An 18,517-nucleotide genomic window follows, 5' to 3' on the forward strand; every position below is an offset into this window, starting at 1 on the left:
ACCACAACGCCCAGTGTCAGGGCTCCGCCGAATGCGAGTGCGGCGCTCTGAACCACTGCCGCACCCCTGGCGCCTCCCACCACTTGGACAACGCACGCCGTCAGAGCGACCACAAGCGCGGCCAGCACCATGACCAGCAGCCACAGCATCTTGAGTCCCACTTAACCTCTCCCCGAGCCGTCGAACAACGCCTCCGAAGGTAGAAGGAACCCCCGACGCACTACTAGAGCACTGTGTTTGGGATTCTTCGTCCGACGCCGTTCAGACCGCGCCGGCTTCCGTCAGGAACGGGCTCGGCGTACCGGGCCAGGAGACGTACAGCCCGTCGCGTGCCCGTGTGCACGCGACGAACAGCAGGCACCTTTCGGCCGTCATGTCCGCCTCGTGCTGGAGCCTGTCCACGTCGGCGGAGGTGACCGCCCCAGGAAAGGGCATCGCTCCGTCGTGCGCACCGATGACGGCTACGCAACGGAACTCCAGGCCCTTGAAGGAGTGCATCGTGCCGACCCGGACCGCGTCCGCGTCGTCCAGCGCGTTCGCACGCAAGCGCACCGCAGCGATGCCCTCGGCGCGGAGGCGGTCGGCAGCCTGGTCACAGGTCCTGTTGAACCGGGCGCTGACACCGATGTCGCCGGGCGGCACACCGTCGTCCACCCAGCGGCGGACGCGAACCACGAGCGCATGAAGTTCCGCTTCCTCGGAAGCGGCGCCGTGCATCTCGGGGCCGTTGCCGTGCAGGGCCGAGCGGTAGCCGAGAAGCGTCTCGTTCCGGGCCTCGTCCGCCAGCTGTTCGAAGCGGCGGCCGACCAGAAGGGCCGTGGACCAGCTGAGGATTTCGTGTGTACTTCGGTAGTTCTTGCGCATCTTGGTGGAGCGGCCCGCGATGTTGATGCCCAACGCCTTCAGGGACACCTTCGAGTCGTAGATGCGCTGATGCGGATCGCCCGCGATGAACAGATCGTCCGGACGAGCCGGTGCGGCGGCGCGCAGTAGGCGCCACTGCGTCGGGTGCAGGTCTTGGGCCTCGTCCACGACGATATGCCGGTACCGCGGGCCTTCCGCCTGTAGTACGTCGGCAGCCTCGGCACACGTTCCGAGGTAGCTGCGAAGCCCGTCGGCGGCCAGTCGCCCGGTGAACTCCTCGATGGTTCGCCACACCTGCCGGCGAGCGGCGACGGGGAGGGCACTGCCGCGTCCCTTCCGATCCGCCTCCTCGTACTCTCGACGCCCCGAGTGACCGTGTTGATGCTCGCCTTCTGTTTCACGGCCCAGGCGATGGCCTTGTCGTGGGGCATCACCCGCAGAAGGACGAACGTCTGCCCGCTGGTCGGCGCGAGGACCACCCCTCGGGTGCCCTGAGCGATGCGGATCGTACGGATGTGGGAGTCACGGGCCTGCTTCAAGGACTCCAGTTTCAGGCCGGGATCCTTGAAGAGCTGATCCAGTGTGAGTCGCTCGAACTTTTCCCAGGCATCGAACACACCTTGCCTGACAGGTCCTTGCAACTTGCCGAGCTGCGCGCAGAAGGCAATGTCGAAGGCGAGGTGGGGCATGGTCGTCGCTTCTTCCTCGTGATCGGGGCGCGGCACCGAGGGCAACGCCGAGCGCCCTGCGCGTCAATCGTTCCCGGATTCGCTTTCGGGCGCGTCTTCCAGCGCCTCGAGAGCCCGCCATGCCAGGTCGGCAAGTGTCTCGCCGGTGGAGGTCACCCACCGGGCGGTCCCCTGGTTGGCCACTGGCCGTTCCTTCCACTCGGCCAGTTCCCATATACGGCTGACGAGGCCGGCTGGCGAGTACTGCTTGCCGTCGGCCGCCCAGAGGATGGGCTTGGAGCGGTGGTTGACCCAGGTGGCCCGTGCCCGCCGTTCGTCCTCGGCCAGCCACACCCGCAGAGCATCCACCTCGACCGGGTAGGCGGAATGGAGGGTGAGCGCCGTCCCGTCGTCCAGGAGCCTCTGATCGATGAGGACCGAGACCGCGTTGGGTCTGCGGCGCTTGCGCTGTGTCCGGGCGCGGCGGTACGTGTCGGGGACGCTGAGGCTCTCGGGCGCCGTCAGGATGCCGATGACGTCGTCGGTGACTTCACGGCAGCGGACGGGGTCCGCACACACGGCCCGGATCTGGGACCGTGCCGTGTAGCGCTCGTCTATGGCCGCCGCCAGGACCGGCAGCAGCTGCTCCACAAGCTCCGGCACCCGGCCGGTGGCCCGGGCACACCACTCCAGGTCGGGGTCGGGCTCGTCGATGGCCTCGGTGTCCAGCAGACGGAAGACGAGATGGGTGAGCAGGTATACGCCGTGCTCAGTCAGTGCCGCGCCCCGCCCCTCGTACCGCGATCGCAACTGGTGGAGGGTTCGGCGCACCGCACGCAGCACCCCTACCGCGTTCCACACCAGATAGGCACCCGGCTGGGGCCGGAACAACACATCGTAGATGCCCTGCGTGCCGCGCTCCCACAGCACGTCGAGAGTGATGGCCATACGGGCGGCGTACTGGCTGTCGGCGTGAGCGCAGGCCAGAGCACAGGCCGCCTCCACGACGGAACAACCAATCGCCTCCTGGGGTTCGAGTTCGCTGCGCCGAATGCTGTACTCCAGACCGAGCTCGGCCCGCAGCTCCTCCATAATCGATGCCTGCACGGGATCGAGTGCGATGAAATCACGCGGCTCGACCCGATTTTGACGGTTCGTCGCTTGTGTGAGCTCCCTCCCAAACCCCTGTTCCCCGCCCGTCACGATGATCCGCACACCGATCTGCGCTGTCGCGGCGGCCCCGTCGTCGGCCAGCGCCTCGGCAACGGACCGAACGGTCTGTGCTCCGTTCACCACGAGTGCGTTGCGCAGAGTCAGGCCCAGGGGAACACGTTCCGGGGCCCTCATGGAGTGGTATCTCTTCTCGACAGACTCGCACAGCACAGTGACGCCGTTGTTGAAGTACCAGAAGTTCTCCGGTTCCTGGGTGAGAGTTCCGGTCAACGCACTATTGATCGGAGTCCTGCCGAGAGGGCTACGGATGTGCAGGTTGAACAGGTCAGCCCCATGAGCCATCCACTCGGCCACGCACTCGGCCGGGACGACTCCCTGGTACGACTCGTACGGCGAGCTCACGGCGAACCAGGGGAAGAGATCCGCGGTGAGGTCGACGGATCTGGGGGCCAGATCCTGCCGTACGGATGCCCACACCTCCGGCCCCAGGATGATGCGGTGGTCGAGCACATCACCATTGCGGTTGAACTCCCGCTCCCCCACGTCCAGCGCCTGCCGGAAACCGTCGGTGACGTCGTCGGCCCGCATCAGGACGATCACCTGTGTGACGGGAACGGGCCCGCTCGACATCACCGTCTTGGCGTGCTCGGCCAGTTGTCGGCCCCGCGGGTTGAACTCGGCGAAGTCCTCGTCGTCGATGAGGCGCAGTCCAGTGAGGAGTTCCTGCACGGCTTGGCGATCGCTGGAGGCCCTGCCTCGCTCACTCCACTTCGCTTGCACCAGGTAGACGTGCTTTTCCGGCCCGTCCACCACCGCGATGGCGTCAATGCCCTGATCGGCCACACCGTCGATGACGGTGAACGCGGCTTCCTGCGGGCTGAACCCGGTGACGATCCGTACGGCTTGCGCGGTCAGCGCGCGGGAGAGCAGCCGCGGGTTCCGTTCCTGGGACGGCCTGCCTTCCAGGTCGCTCACGTCGAGCAGGTGCTCGTACGTACTCCGCAGCGCGCGCTCCACCTGGCGCACCTGCAGCGTCACGTCGGCCTCACGGCCACCGGAATTGGTTGTGCTCAATGCCCGTCCCCTCCCTGCAGGGCCGTGGCGCCCATGGCCGCACACGATCACCCTGGATTTCCTGATGCTCGCACACCGTCACCGGCCGTCCGGCAAGTTCCGGGAAGCCGTCAGCCGCTCGCGGGTCCGTCCAGATCAAGGCGTACGACGGCTAGGGTCTCCGCGATCTCAGCAGTGAGTTCGTCATCGGGCCCCAGGACCAAGAGCAGGTCCGAGTGGAGCGGCTCAAGCAGCTCGAGCGCCTCGGCCGCCCTCCCCTGCGCGAGCAGCAGCATGCCGATGTCGCGCCGCAGCACGACCGCGTCCTCGCTGACGTCGCTGTCGACGGACCGCACAGCGTCCAGCACGTCCCGCAGTGCGGCGAGAGCGTCGGTCACCTGGCCGAGTTCGGCGCGGCAACGGGCAGCCTGCGCACGGCAGTCGAGAGCCTGCCTGCTGGTGGGCCCTCCTGTCCTGGCGTACGCATCAGCAAGGGCGTCGAACTCGGGCAGGGCCGCCCGGAAGTCCCCGCCCAGCAGAAGGCTCACGGAGCGGCGCATGCGCAGCCCCAGCACAGCCTTGTTGTCGCTGCCCAAGGCGCGCGCGGCCGGCTCGGCCATTTCGCCGACGACCTCGGCGGCCTGGGCGTAGCGCTCCTCCTCCATCAACGCGGCGTAGTGCGCGTGGACCTCCTTGATCTGCGCACGCAGCGCCTCCGGCAGCGGTGCGGGAGCTGCGGGTGCGTCCGGCACCGCGGGGTACGGCGACTGGGCCGCCCCGGCGCGCGGGCGGGGCGCGTACGGGCGACGGAAGATCCCTGTGGGGTCGGGCACTTGGCCTGGAACCGCCTGCTGGGGCACGGGCTCTTCGCCGGGTGACGGCAGGAAGGGCTGGAGCCGCTCGTACACCTCCTGAATGTCTGCGGGCCGCTCCTCGGGAGCCTTGCGCAGCAGATGGAGGACGAGAGCCTCGAGGTCGGCGGGTACATCGTGGCGCAGCTTCCGCAGCGGGGTCGGCTCCGCGTTGACGTGCTGATACATCAGCATGTACTCGCTGTCGGCGGTGAACACCAGGCACCCACTGAGGAGTTCGTGCAGGACGCAGCCCAGCGCATAGAGGTCGGCCTGCGGGGTGACCCGGCCGCCCCACACCTGTTCCGGCGACATGTACTGGTAGGTGCCGATGGGGCTGCCGGTCGCCGTCAGCTTGGTGACGTCGGTGCGCAGCATGGCCGCGATGCCGAAGTCGAGGACCTTCACCGTCCCGTCGCGCGCGACGAGGATGTTGCCCGGCTTCAGATCCCGGTGGATCACCGGGACGTCATGGGCCCAGGAGAGCACGGTGGCGACCTGGGCGGCGACTGCGGCGGCCCAACTGATGGGCAACGGCGGCCGGGCCTGCTGCGCGGGGTCGGCGTGGAGGGCGGGGTGGATGTACGCGGTGAGCGGCACTCCGTCCACCAGCTCCATCACCAGATAGAGATGCTCGTACGTGTCGTCCAGTACGGCGTCGTACACCTGAGGGACGCCGGGGTGCTGGATACGTGCGGTGATGCGGGCTTCGCGCTTGAACCGCTTCGCGAACTCCTCGGCAAGCGTGGGCGAGGTGACCGACTGCTGCCGGATGAGCTTCACAGCGACGGGCCGGTCGAGGACGGAGTCGTATCCGCGCCACACGTCCCCCATCCCGCCATGGCTGAGCGGTTCGAGGAGTTCGTAGCGTCCCGCGATCGGATTGTCCGGCACCGTTCCCCCGTCGAGCGTCCTGCCCGGCGCCGTACGGTGGTGCTGTTGCGGTGCCGGTATGGCCTGATGTGGTCGGCACCAGTTTCGCGGGAGCGGCGATCTTCCGTCCAGCCGTACGGGCTCAGGTGCTGTGAGTTGGCCTGTTTGGGCCGTTGACGGCGAGCTGCGCCCAGACCGTCTTGCCGGGGGCGCCATCGGGGCGAGGATCGCAGCCCCAGTCGTCCGCGAGCGCCGCGACGAGGAGCAGGCCGCGTCCGTCGGTCCGGTCGTCGGCGGCATCGGGGGCGGCTGGGACAGGGAACCGGTCGCCGAGGGTGTCGGTGATGGAGATGCGTACCGCCGTTGAAGCAGGTGCGGGCTCGACTGTGAGATCCACGCGGAAGTCGCGGCCGGGGACACGGCCGTGCCGGACGGCGTTGGCGCACAGCTCGGCCGCGAGGAGCGTGAGCGTGTCGTGCGCGTCCGTGCCGTACGGGATGCCCCAGGCTGCGAGCCGCTCCCCGCACAGCCGCCGGGCGAGCCGGGCGCCGCGTGGGGTGGGACTGAAACGCATGCCGAAGTGGCGGCTGGGGAGCTGGAGTTGGGCGGGGAGGGTGTTGTTCGCGGGGTTGCTGGTCATGGCCCTACGGTGAGGCTTGGTGGCGTAGCGTGACCAGCGGTGACGCGCGGTCGCGGGGCCGTTGTACGCGGCGTGCGGGCGCCTGTACGTGGTGCGGGGCGAGGCAGGTTCGGCGGGAGGCAGTCACGATGACCGCTCAGGACGAGGGCGAACGGGCCGAGGTCGGTCAGCGGCCGGAGGACGATCCGGGATCGGGCGTGGTGAGCGCGTTCGGTCAGCAGTTGAAGCTGCTGCGGGTGCGGGCGGGCCTGGAGCGGGCGGAGTTCGGAAAGCTGGTGGGGTACGCGGCACAGTCGATCGCGTCGATCGAGCAGGGGCGGCGGATTCCGCAGGCGCGGCTCATTGACCGGGCGGATGAAGTGCTGGATGCCGGGGGCGTGTTGAAGGCGCTGAAGGAGGAGGTTGCTCGGGCTCAGTATCCGGCGTTCTTTCGGGACATGGCCCGGCTGGAGGCAAAGGCAGTCTCCCTTCACGTGTACGCGGCATTGGCAGTCCCGGGCTTGTTGCAAACCGAGGACTACGCGCGGGCCGTCTTCTCCATGCGGCGCCCGCTACTCGATGAAGAGACTGTGGAGCAGCGCGTCACAGCACGGCTGGCCCGGCAGGAGATCTTCTCGCGCACTGCCATGCCGACGCTGAGCTTCGTCATAGAGGAGTCGGTTCTACGTCGGCCGATGGGCGGTTGGACTGTATTGCGAGACCAACTTGAAGAGATCCTCCTGGCCGGACGGCGGAGGAACGTGGAAATCCAAGTCATGCCCAACGACCGCACGGAACATTGCGGGTTGGCCGGTCCATTCACCTTGATCGAAGATCAGGAGGGACGCAGGATGGCTTACGTTGAGGTCCAGCGCAGCAGCCGCCTGTACACCGAGCGGGCGGTGGTTCGAGACGCCGAGGAACAGTACGGGACTCTTCGCGCGCAGGCTTTGACGCCGCACGAAACGCTGGCCTTCGTCGAGGGACTCTTGGGAGAGAAATGAGCCGCCAGAGGATGGAACCGAAGGTGCCGGAGTCGGCCTGGTTCAAGAGCAGTTACAGCAGCGGAGAGGGTGGCGAATGCGTCGAGGTCGCCACCACCCCTGCTGCCGTACTCGTACGCGACTCGAAGCGAACCAGCGGGCCCGTACTGGGAGTTGGCGCTGAGGCCTGGACCGGGTTCATGGCCTCACTGTCCAGCCGTTGAGGCACCGCTGTGCGCCTGTCTAGGCGCACAGCGGTGCCTCAGCCCTGCCTACTCCCCGTCCAACCCCTCCTCGTCCCGGATCATCCGCCACGCGGCCCTCCGCGCACTGCGGTCGAGGTTGGACTTGAAGCCGCGGTCGGCGCCGAAGTAGCGCTTGCCGAGCGTGTCGACGGTGGAGACGTGATCCATCATGTAGCCGTTGAACGCCTTGTCGAAGACGACGCCGAAGTTCTCCTCGTCGTTGACGACGGCCGCGGCGCGGACCTTCGGGTCGTTCTTGGCGGCGTTGAAGGCGGGGAGGACGTCCTCCTCGGTGAACTCCGTACCGAACTTCGCGTTGAACTTGTCGATCAGCTCGGACAGCAGCGACTTCTCGGCCTCCTTCACGCCGCCCGTGCCATCGCCGAAGCCCTTGAGTTCAGCCGGACCCTCGGGGTTGAGGGAGACGTCGTACTCACCGGTCTTCTCCACGCGCAGGTGGCTGAGATCCACGTCCCCTATGTCGACACCGCCGTCGGCCCGGCGGGGAAGGCGGCTGAGGAGATAGCGCCCGTAGAGGTGCAGCCGCTCCAGGTCCGGGTCGCTGTAGGGCACGATCTGGGCAAGGAAGCCGTACTTGCGGACGTAGTCGTTGACGTCGGCGCGGAAGTCCTCCGCAGTCGCGATGCTGTCCTCGTCGTCCTCGTCCTCAATCAGCGCGGCGAAACGCGTCACCGCCGGGGAGAGCAGCCGGTACAGCTCGGCGTGCAGCTTCTCCCACTTGGCCTGGGAGCCGCCCGCCTTCTCCTTCGCCGCGAAGTAGGCCGCGGCGAACTCGTCCATTTCCCGCTCGGAGATGATCGGTGCGGACATGACGCGGCTCTGGGCGGTGTAGAGGAGGTTCGGGTCGGAGGGGAGAGTGTTCGCTTCCTCGAAGTAGGGGCGGAAGGCTTCCTTTATGTCCTCGGCGGCGTTGACGAAGTCCAGCACGGCGAGGTCGGCCTGGGACTTGCGGTCGGCGGTGCGGTTGAGGCGGGAGAGGGTCTGCACGGCGGCGATGCCGGTCAGCGTCTTGTTCACGTACATCGTCGTGAGCAGCGGCTGGTCGAATCCGGTCTGGTACTTCTCCGCGACGACAAGGATCTTGTACTCGGGCTGCCCCTTGCCGCCCGCCTTCACTGCCTTGTCGTCGGCACGGACGTACGCGAAGGCTTTGGGCAGCGCGCTCTCGGAGAGGCCGCCGTTCTCCTTCGTCTCGGTGGTCTCCTCGCCGTCGATGGTGAGGGAGCCGGAGAAGGCGACCAGGACGCCCAGGTCCGGGTACTTGGTGTCGTACTCACGGTCCTGGATGTAGCTCTTGATGGCGCGGGCCATCTGTACGGCGGAATGCCGGGACGCGGTGACGACCATGGACTTGGCGCGCCCGCCGAGCCGGCCGCGGGTGTGCGCGAGGAAGTGCTCGACGATCACGATGGCCTGCTGGGAGACGGTGTGCTCGTGGGTGAGCGCGAACCGGGCGAGGAGGTTGTTGGCCTTGGCGGGGTCGACCTCGATCTCGTCCGGGTTCTTGTTCACCAGCTTCCAGTAAGTGTCGTACGTGACGTAATTGCGGAGCGGGTCGAGGATGAAGCCTTCCTCGATGGCCTGGTTCATGGAGTAGGTGTGGAAGGGGCGGTAGACCTCCTTGCCGTTCTCCGTGGCCGGCGTGCCGAAAAGCTCGAGGGTCTTGGCCTTCGGGGTGGCGGTGAAGGCGAAGTAGGAGAGATTCGCGGCATGCGAGCGCTCCTCGGCCTTCTGCTTGAGCTGGTCGGTCACGGTGACCGTCGTCGCACCCGCGTCGTCCGAGTCTGAGTCGAGGCCGAGGTCACGCAGGGCCGACTTGACGGCGGTCGCGGCGTCGCCGGACTGAGAGGAGTGCGCCTCGTCGACGATGATCGCGAAGCGGCTGCCCTTGATCTCCGTGGGGTTGCGCTTGATGTAGTCGAGCAACGCCGGGAAGGAGTGCAGCGTGACGGTGACGATCTTGCCGGTGTCGCGGGAGAGGGCACGGGCGAGCTGTTCGCTCTTGGCTCCCTGCTTCTCGTCGATCTTTACGACGAGGCCTTCGGTCTGGGAGAAACTGCCGACGGTTTCCCGGAGTTGGGCGTCGAGGTTGCGGCGGTCGGTGATGACGATGACCTTGTCGAAGACGGGGTCACCGGGAGTGATGCGGCCTGCGGTGATCGCGTCCTGGTTGAGGGCGCGAGGGTCGGTGTCGGCGTGCAGGTCGGAGAGCCGGTGGGCGAGCCAGCCGATCGTGTTCGACTTGCCGGACCCAGCGGAGGCCATGATCAGGTAGTTCTCGCCGGCGCCGTGGGTCGCAGCGTGGGCGGTGAGCTTCTTGACGACGTCCCATTGGTGGTAGCGGGGGAAGATCGCGGTGCGGGTCGAGCCGCCGCCGGGTGTCTTGTTCTTCTGCTGGTGCGCGAAACGCTGGAGGAGGTCGAGCCAGTTGTCGCGCTGCCAGACGTGTTCCCAGAGGTAGCTGGTGGCGTAGGTACCGAAGGTGGTGGGGGCGGGGTTGCCTGCACCGCCGGGCTGGCCGGGACCGTTGGAGCCGGTGTTGAAGGGGAGAAAGCGGGTGTTCCTTCCCTTGAGCTGGGTCGCGACGAAGACGAGATCTGTGTCCACGGCGAAGTTGGCGATGACGCGGCGCGTGAAGATCAGCTCGGTGGGGTCGCGGTCGGTGCGGTACTGCTCCTTGGCGTACTCGACCGTCTGGTGGGTGAGGGGGTTCTTCAACTCGGCTGTGGCGACCGGGATTCCGTTGAGGAAGAGGGTCAGGTCGAGTTCGTTGCCCCAGTCGGCTTGCTTGGTGGCGTAGCGGAGCTCGCGGACTACCGTGAGGCGGTTGGCCCGGTAGCCGTCGAGGACGGAGTCGTCTGCAACGAGGTTGGGCTTGAAGTACGCCACGCGGAGGCGGACGCCTTGATCTTTGACGCCGTTGCGGAGGACGTTGAGGAGGCCTTCGTCGCTGATCGCCCGGTCGAGGCGTTTGGCGAAGCCGCGCTGGGCTTCTTCCTGGCCGCCGTAGATGCCTGCGAGCTCGTACCACTCATCGGGCTGGGTCCGGCCAATGAAGGTGAACAGCTCGTTGGTGTCCAGGCCGAGGTCGGGGCGGTAGTCCTCGGGGTTGGCCTCACGCCAACCGCGTTCCGTCAGGGCGGCAACTATGGCGGTGCCGAAGGCGTTTTCGTCGTGCACGGGGCTCATGGCTATCGGACTCCGTCCGTTACGTTGCGGCCGCTGGCTGTGGAGACGTCGAATTGGCCGGTTACTGCGGCGGCGATTAGGGCTTGACGGCGTTCGTCAACTAGCTTGCTGTGACACGCAACACGCATCCTCAACGCTTCGTGGGTTGCGATCACACTGCCAGCTTCCTTTACCAAGCCGCTCTGGACAGGTGTTTCAGGGGTAGGCACCAATACGCGCTTAAGGTCCCAGATGTTAATCCCCTTGATGGTGGCACCTGTGATGCGCCCTTGAATTTGGTGAGTCACCAGAGGTGAATCGAGTACGAACCGCAGCCATTCAGCGTCCGTGGAGGACCCAATGGAGATACGGGCAGCATCCTGCGTAAGGTTCGCGCCATTCAGCTCGCCCGGCACGACCGCAATCTCACCGACGCTTCCACGAATTGCGATCACCAGGTCCCCCTCTACGAGGCAGGATCTTGCGTAGCCAGATGCGATCTCGTGGGTTGTCCGGTTCAACGTTCGCAGAGAAAGCCGATTGCCAGCTACATCCCCGCCTTTCACGATGGGGACGCCTTCGGGCACGTTTGGACCGGGCAGAACGATCCCGTACATGATCTGTCGGAGCGGATCGGTGAGACGCATAAGTGGGGTCCACCGCCACCCCGAAGGCAGGGCACCTCCCACCTCAGCGACATCCGCATTGAGCATTCTCGCCAGCACAGCGCGCTCGCGTTCTCGCACATCTTGGTCGAATTTCCGAAGTGCCGCATTGAGCCTGAACATACGGGCGGTTTCGGTGTCGAGGAATTCAGCGATGCGGCACTGCTCCTCCAGCGGCGGCAATGGAACTCTCAACTGCTCAATGTCCGGCATATAGATCGTCTTATGGGTCGACCCCATTGCGACCCGCTTCAGATCCGGCGCCATGCCTCGCAGCGCGTGCAGAAGGTAACGCGGCTCCAGCTTCGGGCCACATGTCCACGTTGCAAAATCCTGGCTCGTGGCCATGTCGCTGCCCATGATCGCGGAGAACCCAACGGAAGCAGTACGCGAAAGGATCACAGTCCCGGCAGGGTGCTTCACAGCCGAAGAGTTTGCCAGCCCCAGAGGGCTGATCTTCTCCTTGGTCTCCTTGATGACATCGGTCTGCCCATTACGCAGCTGCCAGACATCAGCAAGGGTGACCCATGGGACGGTGCAGTTTTCCCAGTACTCAGGCTTGCTTCGACTAGGCGTGTGCCCAGATCCGAGGCGCGCCACGAGACGAATCGGCACAGTCGGCCAGCGCGAGGCGGAAAGCCAAGGTGCGAGACGTGCCTCGGTCATTCCGTCACCTCCCCCAACAGCCCCTGAATCTCCGCCTCCAGAGCCTTGAGCTCCGCGTCGATCTCCGCCAACGGCCGCGGCGGCTCGTACACGAAAAAGTGCCGCGTGAACGGAATCTCGTACCCGATCTTCGTCTTGCTGTGGTCGATCCACGCATCCGGCACATGCGGGTGAACCTCCCGCTTCAGGTACGCCTCGACGTCCTCCCCCAGCGGCACGTTCTCGTAGTCCCGCAACTCTGAATCCGGCTCGGCCTCACCCTTCACGCGCTGCACCTCACCCTCCGGGTCTCGGACGCCCACGGCCTCCCGCAGCGCCTTCGCGAACGGTGCCCCCGTCGGCCACAGCAGTCCGGCCGCCACCACTGCATCCTTCAGCGCCACGAACGCCTCGGACTTCGCCCCCCACGACGAACCCAGCAGCGCACGCACCGCCGCCACGAACTCCTCGCTCTGCTCCAGCCTCTGGACCGGCTTCGCAGCGGCCAGAGCCGCCAGCGTCTCCTCCGTCACCTCGAAGCGGAGCTTCAACGGCCGCTCCACCGTGATGCGCTGGTAGCCGAAGGCCTTGTTCTCGAAGACCTTGACCTTCGCGTGCTGCGGGTGATCCTCGTCGCGCGCGGCCTCCAGGGCCTCCCCGTACAGGCGCGTCACCTCAGCAATGTGGTTGGGCTTTCCGTTCTTACCGTCGCCCAATTCCTTACGCTTGTCGCCCAGCGACTTACGCATCTTCACCCACTGATCGCGCGCGTCAAGGAGCACGACCTTGCCCTTGTGGTCCGCCGACTTCCGGTTCGTCAGGATCCAGAAGTACGTGGAAATGCCCGTGTTGTAGAAGAGCTGGTCCGGAAGCGCGACGATCGCCTCCAGCCAGTCGTTCTCCAGAATCCAGCGACGGATCTCCGATTCGCCCGAACCCGCCGCACCCGTGAACAGCGGCGACCCGTTGAAGACGATCGCGATACGCGAGCCGCCCCCACCGTTCACATCCACCGGCTTCATCATCGAAATCATGTGCTGGAGGAAGAGCAGCGAGCCGTCATTGATACGCGGCAGGCCCGCGGCGAAGCGGCCCGCGTCGCCGAGGTTCTTGTGTTCGTATTCGACCTCGTCCTTGACCTTCTTCCACTCCACGCCGAACGGCGGGTTGGCAAGGAGGTAGTCGAACTTCTTCCGCGTGAACGCCGGATCGGAGAAGGAGTTGCCGAACGCGATGTTGTCCGGGTCCTGGCCCTTGATCATGAGGTCGGAACGGCAGACCGCCCACGACTCAGGGTTCAGCTCCTGCCCGTACACCTCCACCTCAGCGTCCGGGTTGAACTCCGTGATGTGGTCTTCCGCCGCCGAAAGCATGCCGCCCGTGCCACACGCCGGGTCCATGACCGTGCGGACCGTGCCAGGCACAGCGAGTGCGTCGCCATCCGGAGCGATCAGAAGGTTCACCATGAGATTGATGACCTCGCGCGGGGTGAAGTGCTCACCTGCGGTCTCGTTCGACTGCTCGGACCAGCGGCGGATCAGCTCCTCGAAGATGTAGCCCATGTTGTGGTTGGGCACGTTGTCCGGGTGAAGGTCCAGATCGGTGAACACTCCGATCACCTTGTAGAGCTGCCCCGCGGCATCAAGCCGGTTGATGTGCCGACCGAACTCGTAGGTGTCCAGAACTTCCCGCGCGTTGTCCGAGAACCCGCGCACGTACACCTGGAGGTTCTTCGTGGCATTGTCCGGGTCTGCCGCGATCTTCTTCAGCGTCAGGCGAGTCTTGTTGTAGAACGCGTGCCCCGAAGCCTTGCGCAGGAAGGGGTCCGCGTTGAAGTCCTCGTCGTCCTTGTACTTCTCCGCAAGGGCCGCGACCTCGTCACGGGTCGGCTCCAGTACACACTCAAGTCGGCGCAGCAGCGTAAACGGCAGGATCACCCTGCCGTACTCCGACTGCTTGTAGTCCCCGCGCAGGAGTTCGGCGACGGACCACGCGCGGTTCACCAACTCAGTGTGCTTGCTGCTGTTCAAGGGATTCCCCGGTTTCCTTCCAGGCCGTACCGCCCTCGCCGGGCGGATGGGATCCAGTGTGGTGGTCGAGCAATGGTCAATGGGTGGAACGAGTGGCATCGCTCAAGGAAAGTCGCGGTCAGATGACGACTTCGGCGGAGGGGGCAAGAGCGCCCCGGCCGTCAAGCCGGTCGACACCGTGGACGCCGCCTCCGCCACCAACTCCGCAGTACGGCGCGCGGCTTCACGCAACTCGTGTACGTGGCGGAATGCCTCGCCGTACCGCCGCTGCTGCTCAAGCGGCATCAGAGGTACTCGGAGACGTCCCGGGTTGACGTGCACCATCGAGGTCGTGCCCGTCGAGGCCGCCGCAATGTTGTCCTCCGCTCCCAAGAACCCGGCGAGGAACCAGGCGTCCAAGCGGGCCGGGTCCGGCCGCAGGAGGTGAAGGTTAGGACCGAGCAGGCAGCCCGCGTCACGATCACCGGTCACCCTGGACATCGCCCCTCGTCCCCCTTGTGGAGCGACGCCGCACAGCACGACATCCCCCGCGCTGACAGCCTGCGCGGCATCGAGCCGGATCCGATCGGCCGTTCCCGAGGCAGGGCCGCCGGCGGAGATGTCCTGGACGGTCAGCACCGGGCGGTCGTCCTCCGCGCCGCCGCTCGCCGTGTCCCGTGAAGCGGGCAGTGCCCCCCGCAGCACCGTCAGCGCGCCGCCCCGTGCCAGATCGGCGACCGTGGCCGTGCGCCATGCGTCGGGCTGCGCAGCGGACGGCTGCCATTTCCCGTGCGCAGCGGCAGCGCTCAACCCCTTGAGTTGATCGGCCAGTTGTTCCTGCAAGTCCGCCACCCGCCCGGCCAATGCCTCGGGCTCAATGTCCGCGGCCGTTGACCGAACATGGCGTACCGGGGTGACGTCAACGACTTCACCGATCAAGTCGACGACGGGCACAGCACGGGACACGCCCGGCTCGTCACTGAAGGCATCCGGGTCCGACGAGAACGCCTTCCACTGCTCGACAACGCGTGCCGTCAGGTCAGCCCAGTCGAATGGCTGCTGCTCCACGCGGCTGCCACCACGCGTGCCACGAGTCGAGGCGCCCATCACGGTGTCCCGGACGGCCGTCCGCTCGCCCTCACTATTGACGAACAGCACCGCCTTGCGTTCCGCGCTTCCCGGATCCGGCCGCTGCAGTACCCAGACATGCAGACCGATGTGCAGCGGATAGGCCGCACCCGGCGGCAGGGAAACCACCGCGCGCAGGGCCCCGCTCCGTACGAGCTCCGCGCGGATCCGGCGACCCGAGGTGCGGAAGGCGGCACCGGGCGGCAGCACCATGACCACGAAGCCGCCGGGCTCGACGTGCCCCAACGCATGCTGCACCCAGGCAAGTTCGGACTCCATGCGAGGCGGAACCCCGTACGCCCATCGCGGGTCGTACGCCAGCTCTTCATGGCCCCAGTCGCGGTCACCGAAGGGCGGGTTACACAGGACTGCGTCCACGGTCAGGCCGGGAAACGCGTCGTCGCGCAGGCTGTCGCCGGTACGGATCGTCACAGCGTCCTCGGGGACTTCACCGGCGGCCTCCGATGTCGGCGCGGTGGCAGCCGAACTCAACAGCAGTCGCACGGCCGAGCGTTGAGCCTGTACGGGCAGCGCGTCCTGCCCGTACAGCTCGCGCGCTCCCTGCCGGGCCGCCGCAACGAGCAGCGTGCCGCTCCCACAGGCCGGGTCGAGGACGGTGACGACACCCTCGGGGAGGAGCCGGGCCATGAGCGCAGCCAGGCCCTCGGGCGTCGGGTAAGTGCCGGTGGCTGCCCCCCCGTCCAGCTCGCGTTCGGCCAGGACACCGAGAGCGACCTGCGGGCCGGCCGCCTGTACGCACCGCAACAGCGCCCGGACCGCACCCGCGTCACCGGAGTCGTAGCGGACCGGCTCGGCCAGCGGCACGGCGGCCGGGAGGCGGTCGGCAGCGGCATCGGCCTGGGCGATCAGCCCGTCGTCAGGGGACGAGGCCAGCCGTTCCAGATCCTCGGAGGTACGGCGGGATGCCGCAAGGACCAGGGGGATCAAGCGCGCGGCCGCACCTGAGCCGGCGCCCTGCAGGCGCAGGACCGTGCGCAGCTCCTCCGCCGGGGAGGCGGCGGATGCATGCCCGCGTTTACCCAGCCAGGCCTGCACGGCCTGGAGGTCGTACAGCGGGCTGCTCTCCGTACCGCCCGAAGGGGCGGGGAAGTCCTCATGACGCCGACGCCAGTTACTGACGGTGGCGCGCGTGACTCCCGCAATGCGGGAGATCTCAGCCGCCGTCACCTGCGCCGCAGAGGACGGCGGTGACGGGTGCTGCGCGGGTGACTGATGGGGCATGACCTGGAGTCCTGAACCTCTCGGAGGTGAACAGTAAACACCCTACAGCACCCGTCAAACCCGTCAAGTCGTTTGACAGTGCTTTCAGGCATCTGTTTACTCATGACTGCTTGCAGCTGGGAGCGGCAAGTCAGCCAACCCATACCGGCCAAGGAGCCTCTATGCGCCTCACCATGCCGACCACCGTCATCGAAGGCACCCAGATCACCGTCATGCCGTTCCGCGAGGACGCGGTCATCGGAACGGTCTCCCTGCCCGCACTCCTGCAGATGGTTCCGTCGCCCCGCCGCGAGGAGGACCAGAAGTCCCTGAAGGCCGCCTCCGGCCAGCTCCGCCAGCACGCCGAGATCCGTGCGCAGGTCCAGCGCACTCTGAAGTCGACGGGCAAGGGCAAGAACGCCACGTCGTACGCCGAGTACATCGCCACGGGCCTCAACGGCGCGTGGGGCGAGGCCTGGTCGCTGCCGCCGATCACCTTCTGGCATGCCGGGACCGTCGGGGCGGTCAGCGACGAGTTGCTGCCTGGCACCGGACTGCGGACCCTCACCATCGCGCCCGGCGCCACGGTGGTCGCTGTCGACGGTGAGACCCAGCTGACCGCCTGGCACGACCTTTTCGACGGCCCCGAGAAGTTCGGGCTCTCCTACGAGCAGCTCATGGCCGTCCGCATTCCGTTCGAGATGTACGTAGGCCTCGCCCCCGCCGACGCCCGCCAGATCTTCCACGACCGCAACGTCCTGGGTATCGACGTCTCCAAGAACCTCTCCATGTCCATGGACCAGCGCGACCTCGCCACGCGTCTCGCGCACCGTGTCGCCGAGGTCGTCAAGGTCGAGATCGACGGCAAGGTCGTGCCTTTCAGCAAGCTCGTCAATGCCAGCAAGCGCCAGGTCGGCAAGACGGACGCCGAGGTCGTCACTCTCTCGGCGCTGCGCGCCCTCGTGGTGGCCACCGTCTACGGCCGCTCCGGCCTGAACCTGTCATCCGAGACCATCCACGAGGACGGCCTGCCCGCGGGCACCGACGCCGGGCTCGTCGAGCGCACCGTAGTGCCGCTCCTGGCCGGAATCATCACGGAACACCTCGGCAGCTTCACGTCTCGCAGCGCCATCACCGCGCCTGCCGTCATCGCGGGACTCGGTGTCGCGGCACACCAGTCGACGCCCTGGTCCGACTCCCTCGGCGGCGTCAACCCCGACGAACTGCGCAGCCTGCTGGCCGGTATCCGCTGGGAGCGCGAAGCCATGTACTGGGATGGCATCGCCGCCAAGACCGGCACCACGGGCCGTCTCAACTTCAGCGGTGGCGTCAAGGATTCCGGCGGGCGGGTCGCCGACGCCATCCTCTACCCGGCAACGGAAGCTGGGCGTCAGATCCGGGGACTCCCGGCGTAGAGGGATCGACGGCGGCTTCCTCGTGCAGAGCGATGCCCAGCGTCTCCACCGCCTGGGTGAGTCCACGATCCCCGTCGTCCTCGACGCGGCATCCGACCAGGGCCCGTTTCAGCATTCCGGTCAACTGAGCGTCTGCCGCCAGGGGATCGCGATCGTCCGCACACATACGCCAGGGGTGTGCGTCGCAACGGGCCATGATGCGGCGGGCACCTACCCGTTGACAACCCCGCCGATGATTCGAACCTGCGCAGCCTCATCGCAACGGCTTGAGCCCGCCCCGCGTGCACACCCCGTGCACAAACACGCGGGAACTCCCGGGAACACCCACGCTCAGCCGGGCACACCCCACCCACCGCCATACGGCCCCACACCTGGAATAACCCCAGGTCAGGGCCGAAAAAGGCAGACGAGTCGGGCTGTACGCCGGGTTCTGTCGCCCGGTCGCCTCGCGGCGGCCGGGGAGACGGCCATCCATCTAGGGTCGGCATTGCTGCCGACCTCGTGCGGTCTACCCGCGGACTCGGGCGGGCAGCCCTCGGACGTCCGCGCAGAGCCACCGAGGTGGCTCCTTTTGACCTTGCTCCAAGTGGGGTTTACCTAGCCGCCTGAGTCACCTCAGGCGCTGGTGGTCTCTTACACCACCGTTTCACCCTTACCGAAGGCCGAAGCCTCCGGCGGTCTGTTTTCTGTGGCACTGTCCCGCGGGTCACCCCGGGTGGCCGTTAGCCACCACCTTGCCCTGTGGAGCCCGGACGTTCCTCGGGAAGACCCCCTGGTGAGGGGAGCTTCACGCGGCCGTCCGCCCGGCTCGTCTGCCGTGCCGACCATGTTACCCGCCGTGTGCCCCGGCTCCGCCCCGCCGCCGACGACGTCGCCAAGAACGAGCCCGTGAGGATCAGGGTGAAGGACGCCAGGA

General features: G+C 66.9%; 11 protein-coding genes, 1 other RNA gene and 1 pseudogene. 3 read left to right on the top strand and 10 right to left on the bottom strand.

Annotated features, from left to right (window positions below; genetic code table 11):
- Positions 1–261: 261 nt before the first annotated feature.
- The 4 genes and pseudogenes from ACIBKX_RS03055 to ACIBKX_RS03070 form a co-directional block, all read right to left on the bottom strand.
- Positions 262–1,553 (bottom strand): annotated as a pseudogene (locus ACIBKX_RS03055) (3'-5' exonuclease).
- Between the two features lie 63 nt (positions 1,554–1,616).
- The gene (locus ACIBKX_RS03060) at positions 1,617–3,743 is read right to left on the bottom strand and encodes an AIPR family protein (RefSeq protein ID WP_399375617.1); all 2,127 of its coding nucleotides are present in this window, start codon (positions 3,741–3,743) and stop codon (positions 1,617–1,619) included.
- A gap of 146 nt (positions 3,744–3,889) precedes the next feature.
- Entirely contained in the window at positions 3,890–5,503 is a 1,614-nt protein-coding gene (locus ACIBKX_RS03065; protein ID WP_363270718.1) for a serine/threonine-protein kinase, read from the bottom strand.
- A gap of 121 nt (positions 5,504–5,624) precedes the next feature.
- A complete protein-coding gene (locus ACIBKX_RS03070) occupies positions 5,625–6,122 on the bottom strand; it encodes an ATP-binding protein (RefSeq protein ID WP_363270717.1) in 498 nt (165 codons plus the stop codon).
- Positions 6,123–6,250: 128 nt separating this feature from the next.
- Here ACIBKX_RS03070 and ACIBKX_RS03075 point away from each other — a divergent pair, with 128 nt between their 5' ends.
- Positions 6,251–7,105 (top strand): helix-turn-helix transcriptional regulator, encoded by an 855-nt coding sequence (locus ACIBKX_RS03075; RefSeq protein ID WP_363270716.1) that lies wholly within the window; start codon positions 6,251–6,253, stop codon positions 7,103–7,105.
- Positions 7,106–7,116: 11 nt separating this feature from the next.
- Positions 7,117–7,308 carry a DUF397 domain-containing protein gene (locus ACIBKX_RS03080; RefSeq protein ID WP_363270715.1) on the top strand — a complete coding sequence of 64 codons (192 nt, stop codon included), beginning with the start codon at positions 7,117–7,119 and terminating at the stop codon, positions 7,306–7,308.
- Between the two features lie 48 nt (positions 7,309–7,356).
- Here the strand turns inward: ACIBKX_RS03080 and ACIBKX_RS03085 are convergent, their stop codons facing one another.
- The 4 genes from ACIBKX_RS03085 to ACIBKX_RS03100 all read right to left on the bottom strand — a co-directional run bounded on the left by ACIBKX_RS03085 (position 7,357) and on the right by ACIBKX_RS03100 (position 16,153).
- Entirely contained in the window at positions 7,357–10,539 is a 3,183-nt protein-coding gene (locus tag ACIBKX_RS03085) for a UvrB domain 3-containing protein (RefSeq protein WP_363270713.1), read from the bottom strand.
- 2 nt (positions 10,540–10,541) lie between these two features.
- The gene (locus ACIBKX_RS03090) at positions 10,542–11,849 is read right to left on the bottom strand and encodes a restriction endonuclease subunit S (RefSeq protein ID WP_363270712.1); all 1,308 of its coding nucleotides are present in this window, start codon (positions 11,847–11,849) and stop codon (positions 10,542–10,544) included.
- Positions 11,846–13,858 (bottom strand): class I SAM-dependent DNA methyltransferase, encoded by a 2,013-nt coding sequence (locus ACIBKX_RS03095; protein ID WP_363270711.1) that lies wholly within the window; start codon positions 13,856–13,858, stop codon positions 11,846–11,848. Before ACIBKX_RS03095 ends, ACIBKX_RS03090 begins: the two co-directional genes overlap by 4 nt.
- Before the next feature lie 102 nt (positions 13,859–13,960).
- On the bottom strand, positions 13,961–16,153 hold the full coding sequence (locus ACIBKX_RS03100) for an N-6 DNA methylase (RefSeq protein WP_363270849.1): 2,193 nt from the start codon (positions 16,151–16,153) through the stop codon (positions 13,961–13,963).
- A gap of 215 nt (positions 16,154–16,368) precedes the next feature.
- Here ACIBKX_RS03100 and ACIBKX_RS03105 point away from each other — a divergent pair, with 215 nt between their 5' ends.
- A complete protein-coding gene (locus tag ACIBKX_RS03105) occupies positions 16,369–17,601 on the top strand; it encodes a DNA sulfur modification protein DndB (RefSeq protein ID WP_363270710.1) in 1,233 nt (410 codons plus the stop codon).
- Here the strand turns inward: ACIBKX_RS03105 and ACIBKX_RS03110 are convergent.
- Entirely contained in the window at positions 17,516–17,797 is a 282-nt protein-coding gene (locus tag ACIBKX_RS03110; protein ID WP_363270709.1) for a DUF2399 domain-containing protein, read from the bottom strand. The genes ACIBKX_RS03105 and ACIBKX_RS03110 overlap by 86 nt on opposite strands.
- A 207-nt stretch (positions 17,798–18,004) precedes the next feature.
- Positions 18,005–18,412, bottom strand: an RNA gene (gene rnpB, locus ACIBKX_RS03115) — RNase P RNA component class A.
- Positions 18,413–18,517 lie beyond the last annotated feature (105 nt).

It is taken from the genome of Streptomyces sp. NPDC050658 (assembly GCF_044457025.1).
Taxonomy (GTDB): domain Bacteria; phylum Actinomycetota; class Actinomycetes; order Streptomycetales; family Streptomycetaceae; genus Streptomyces.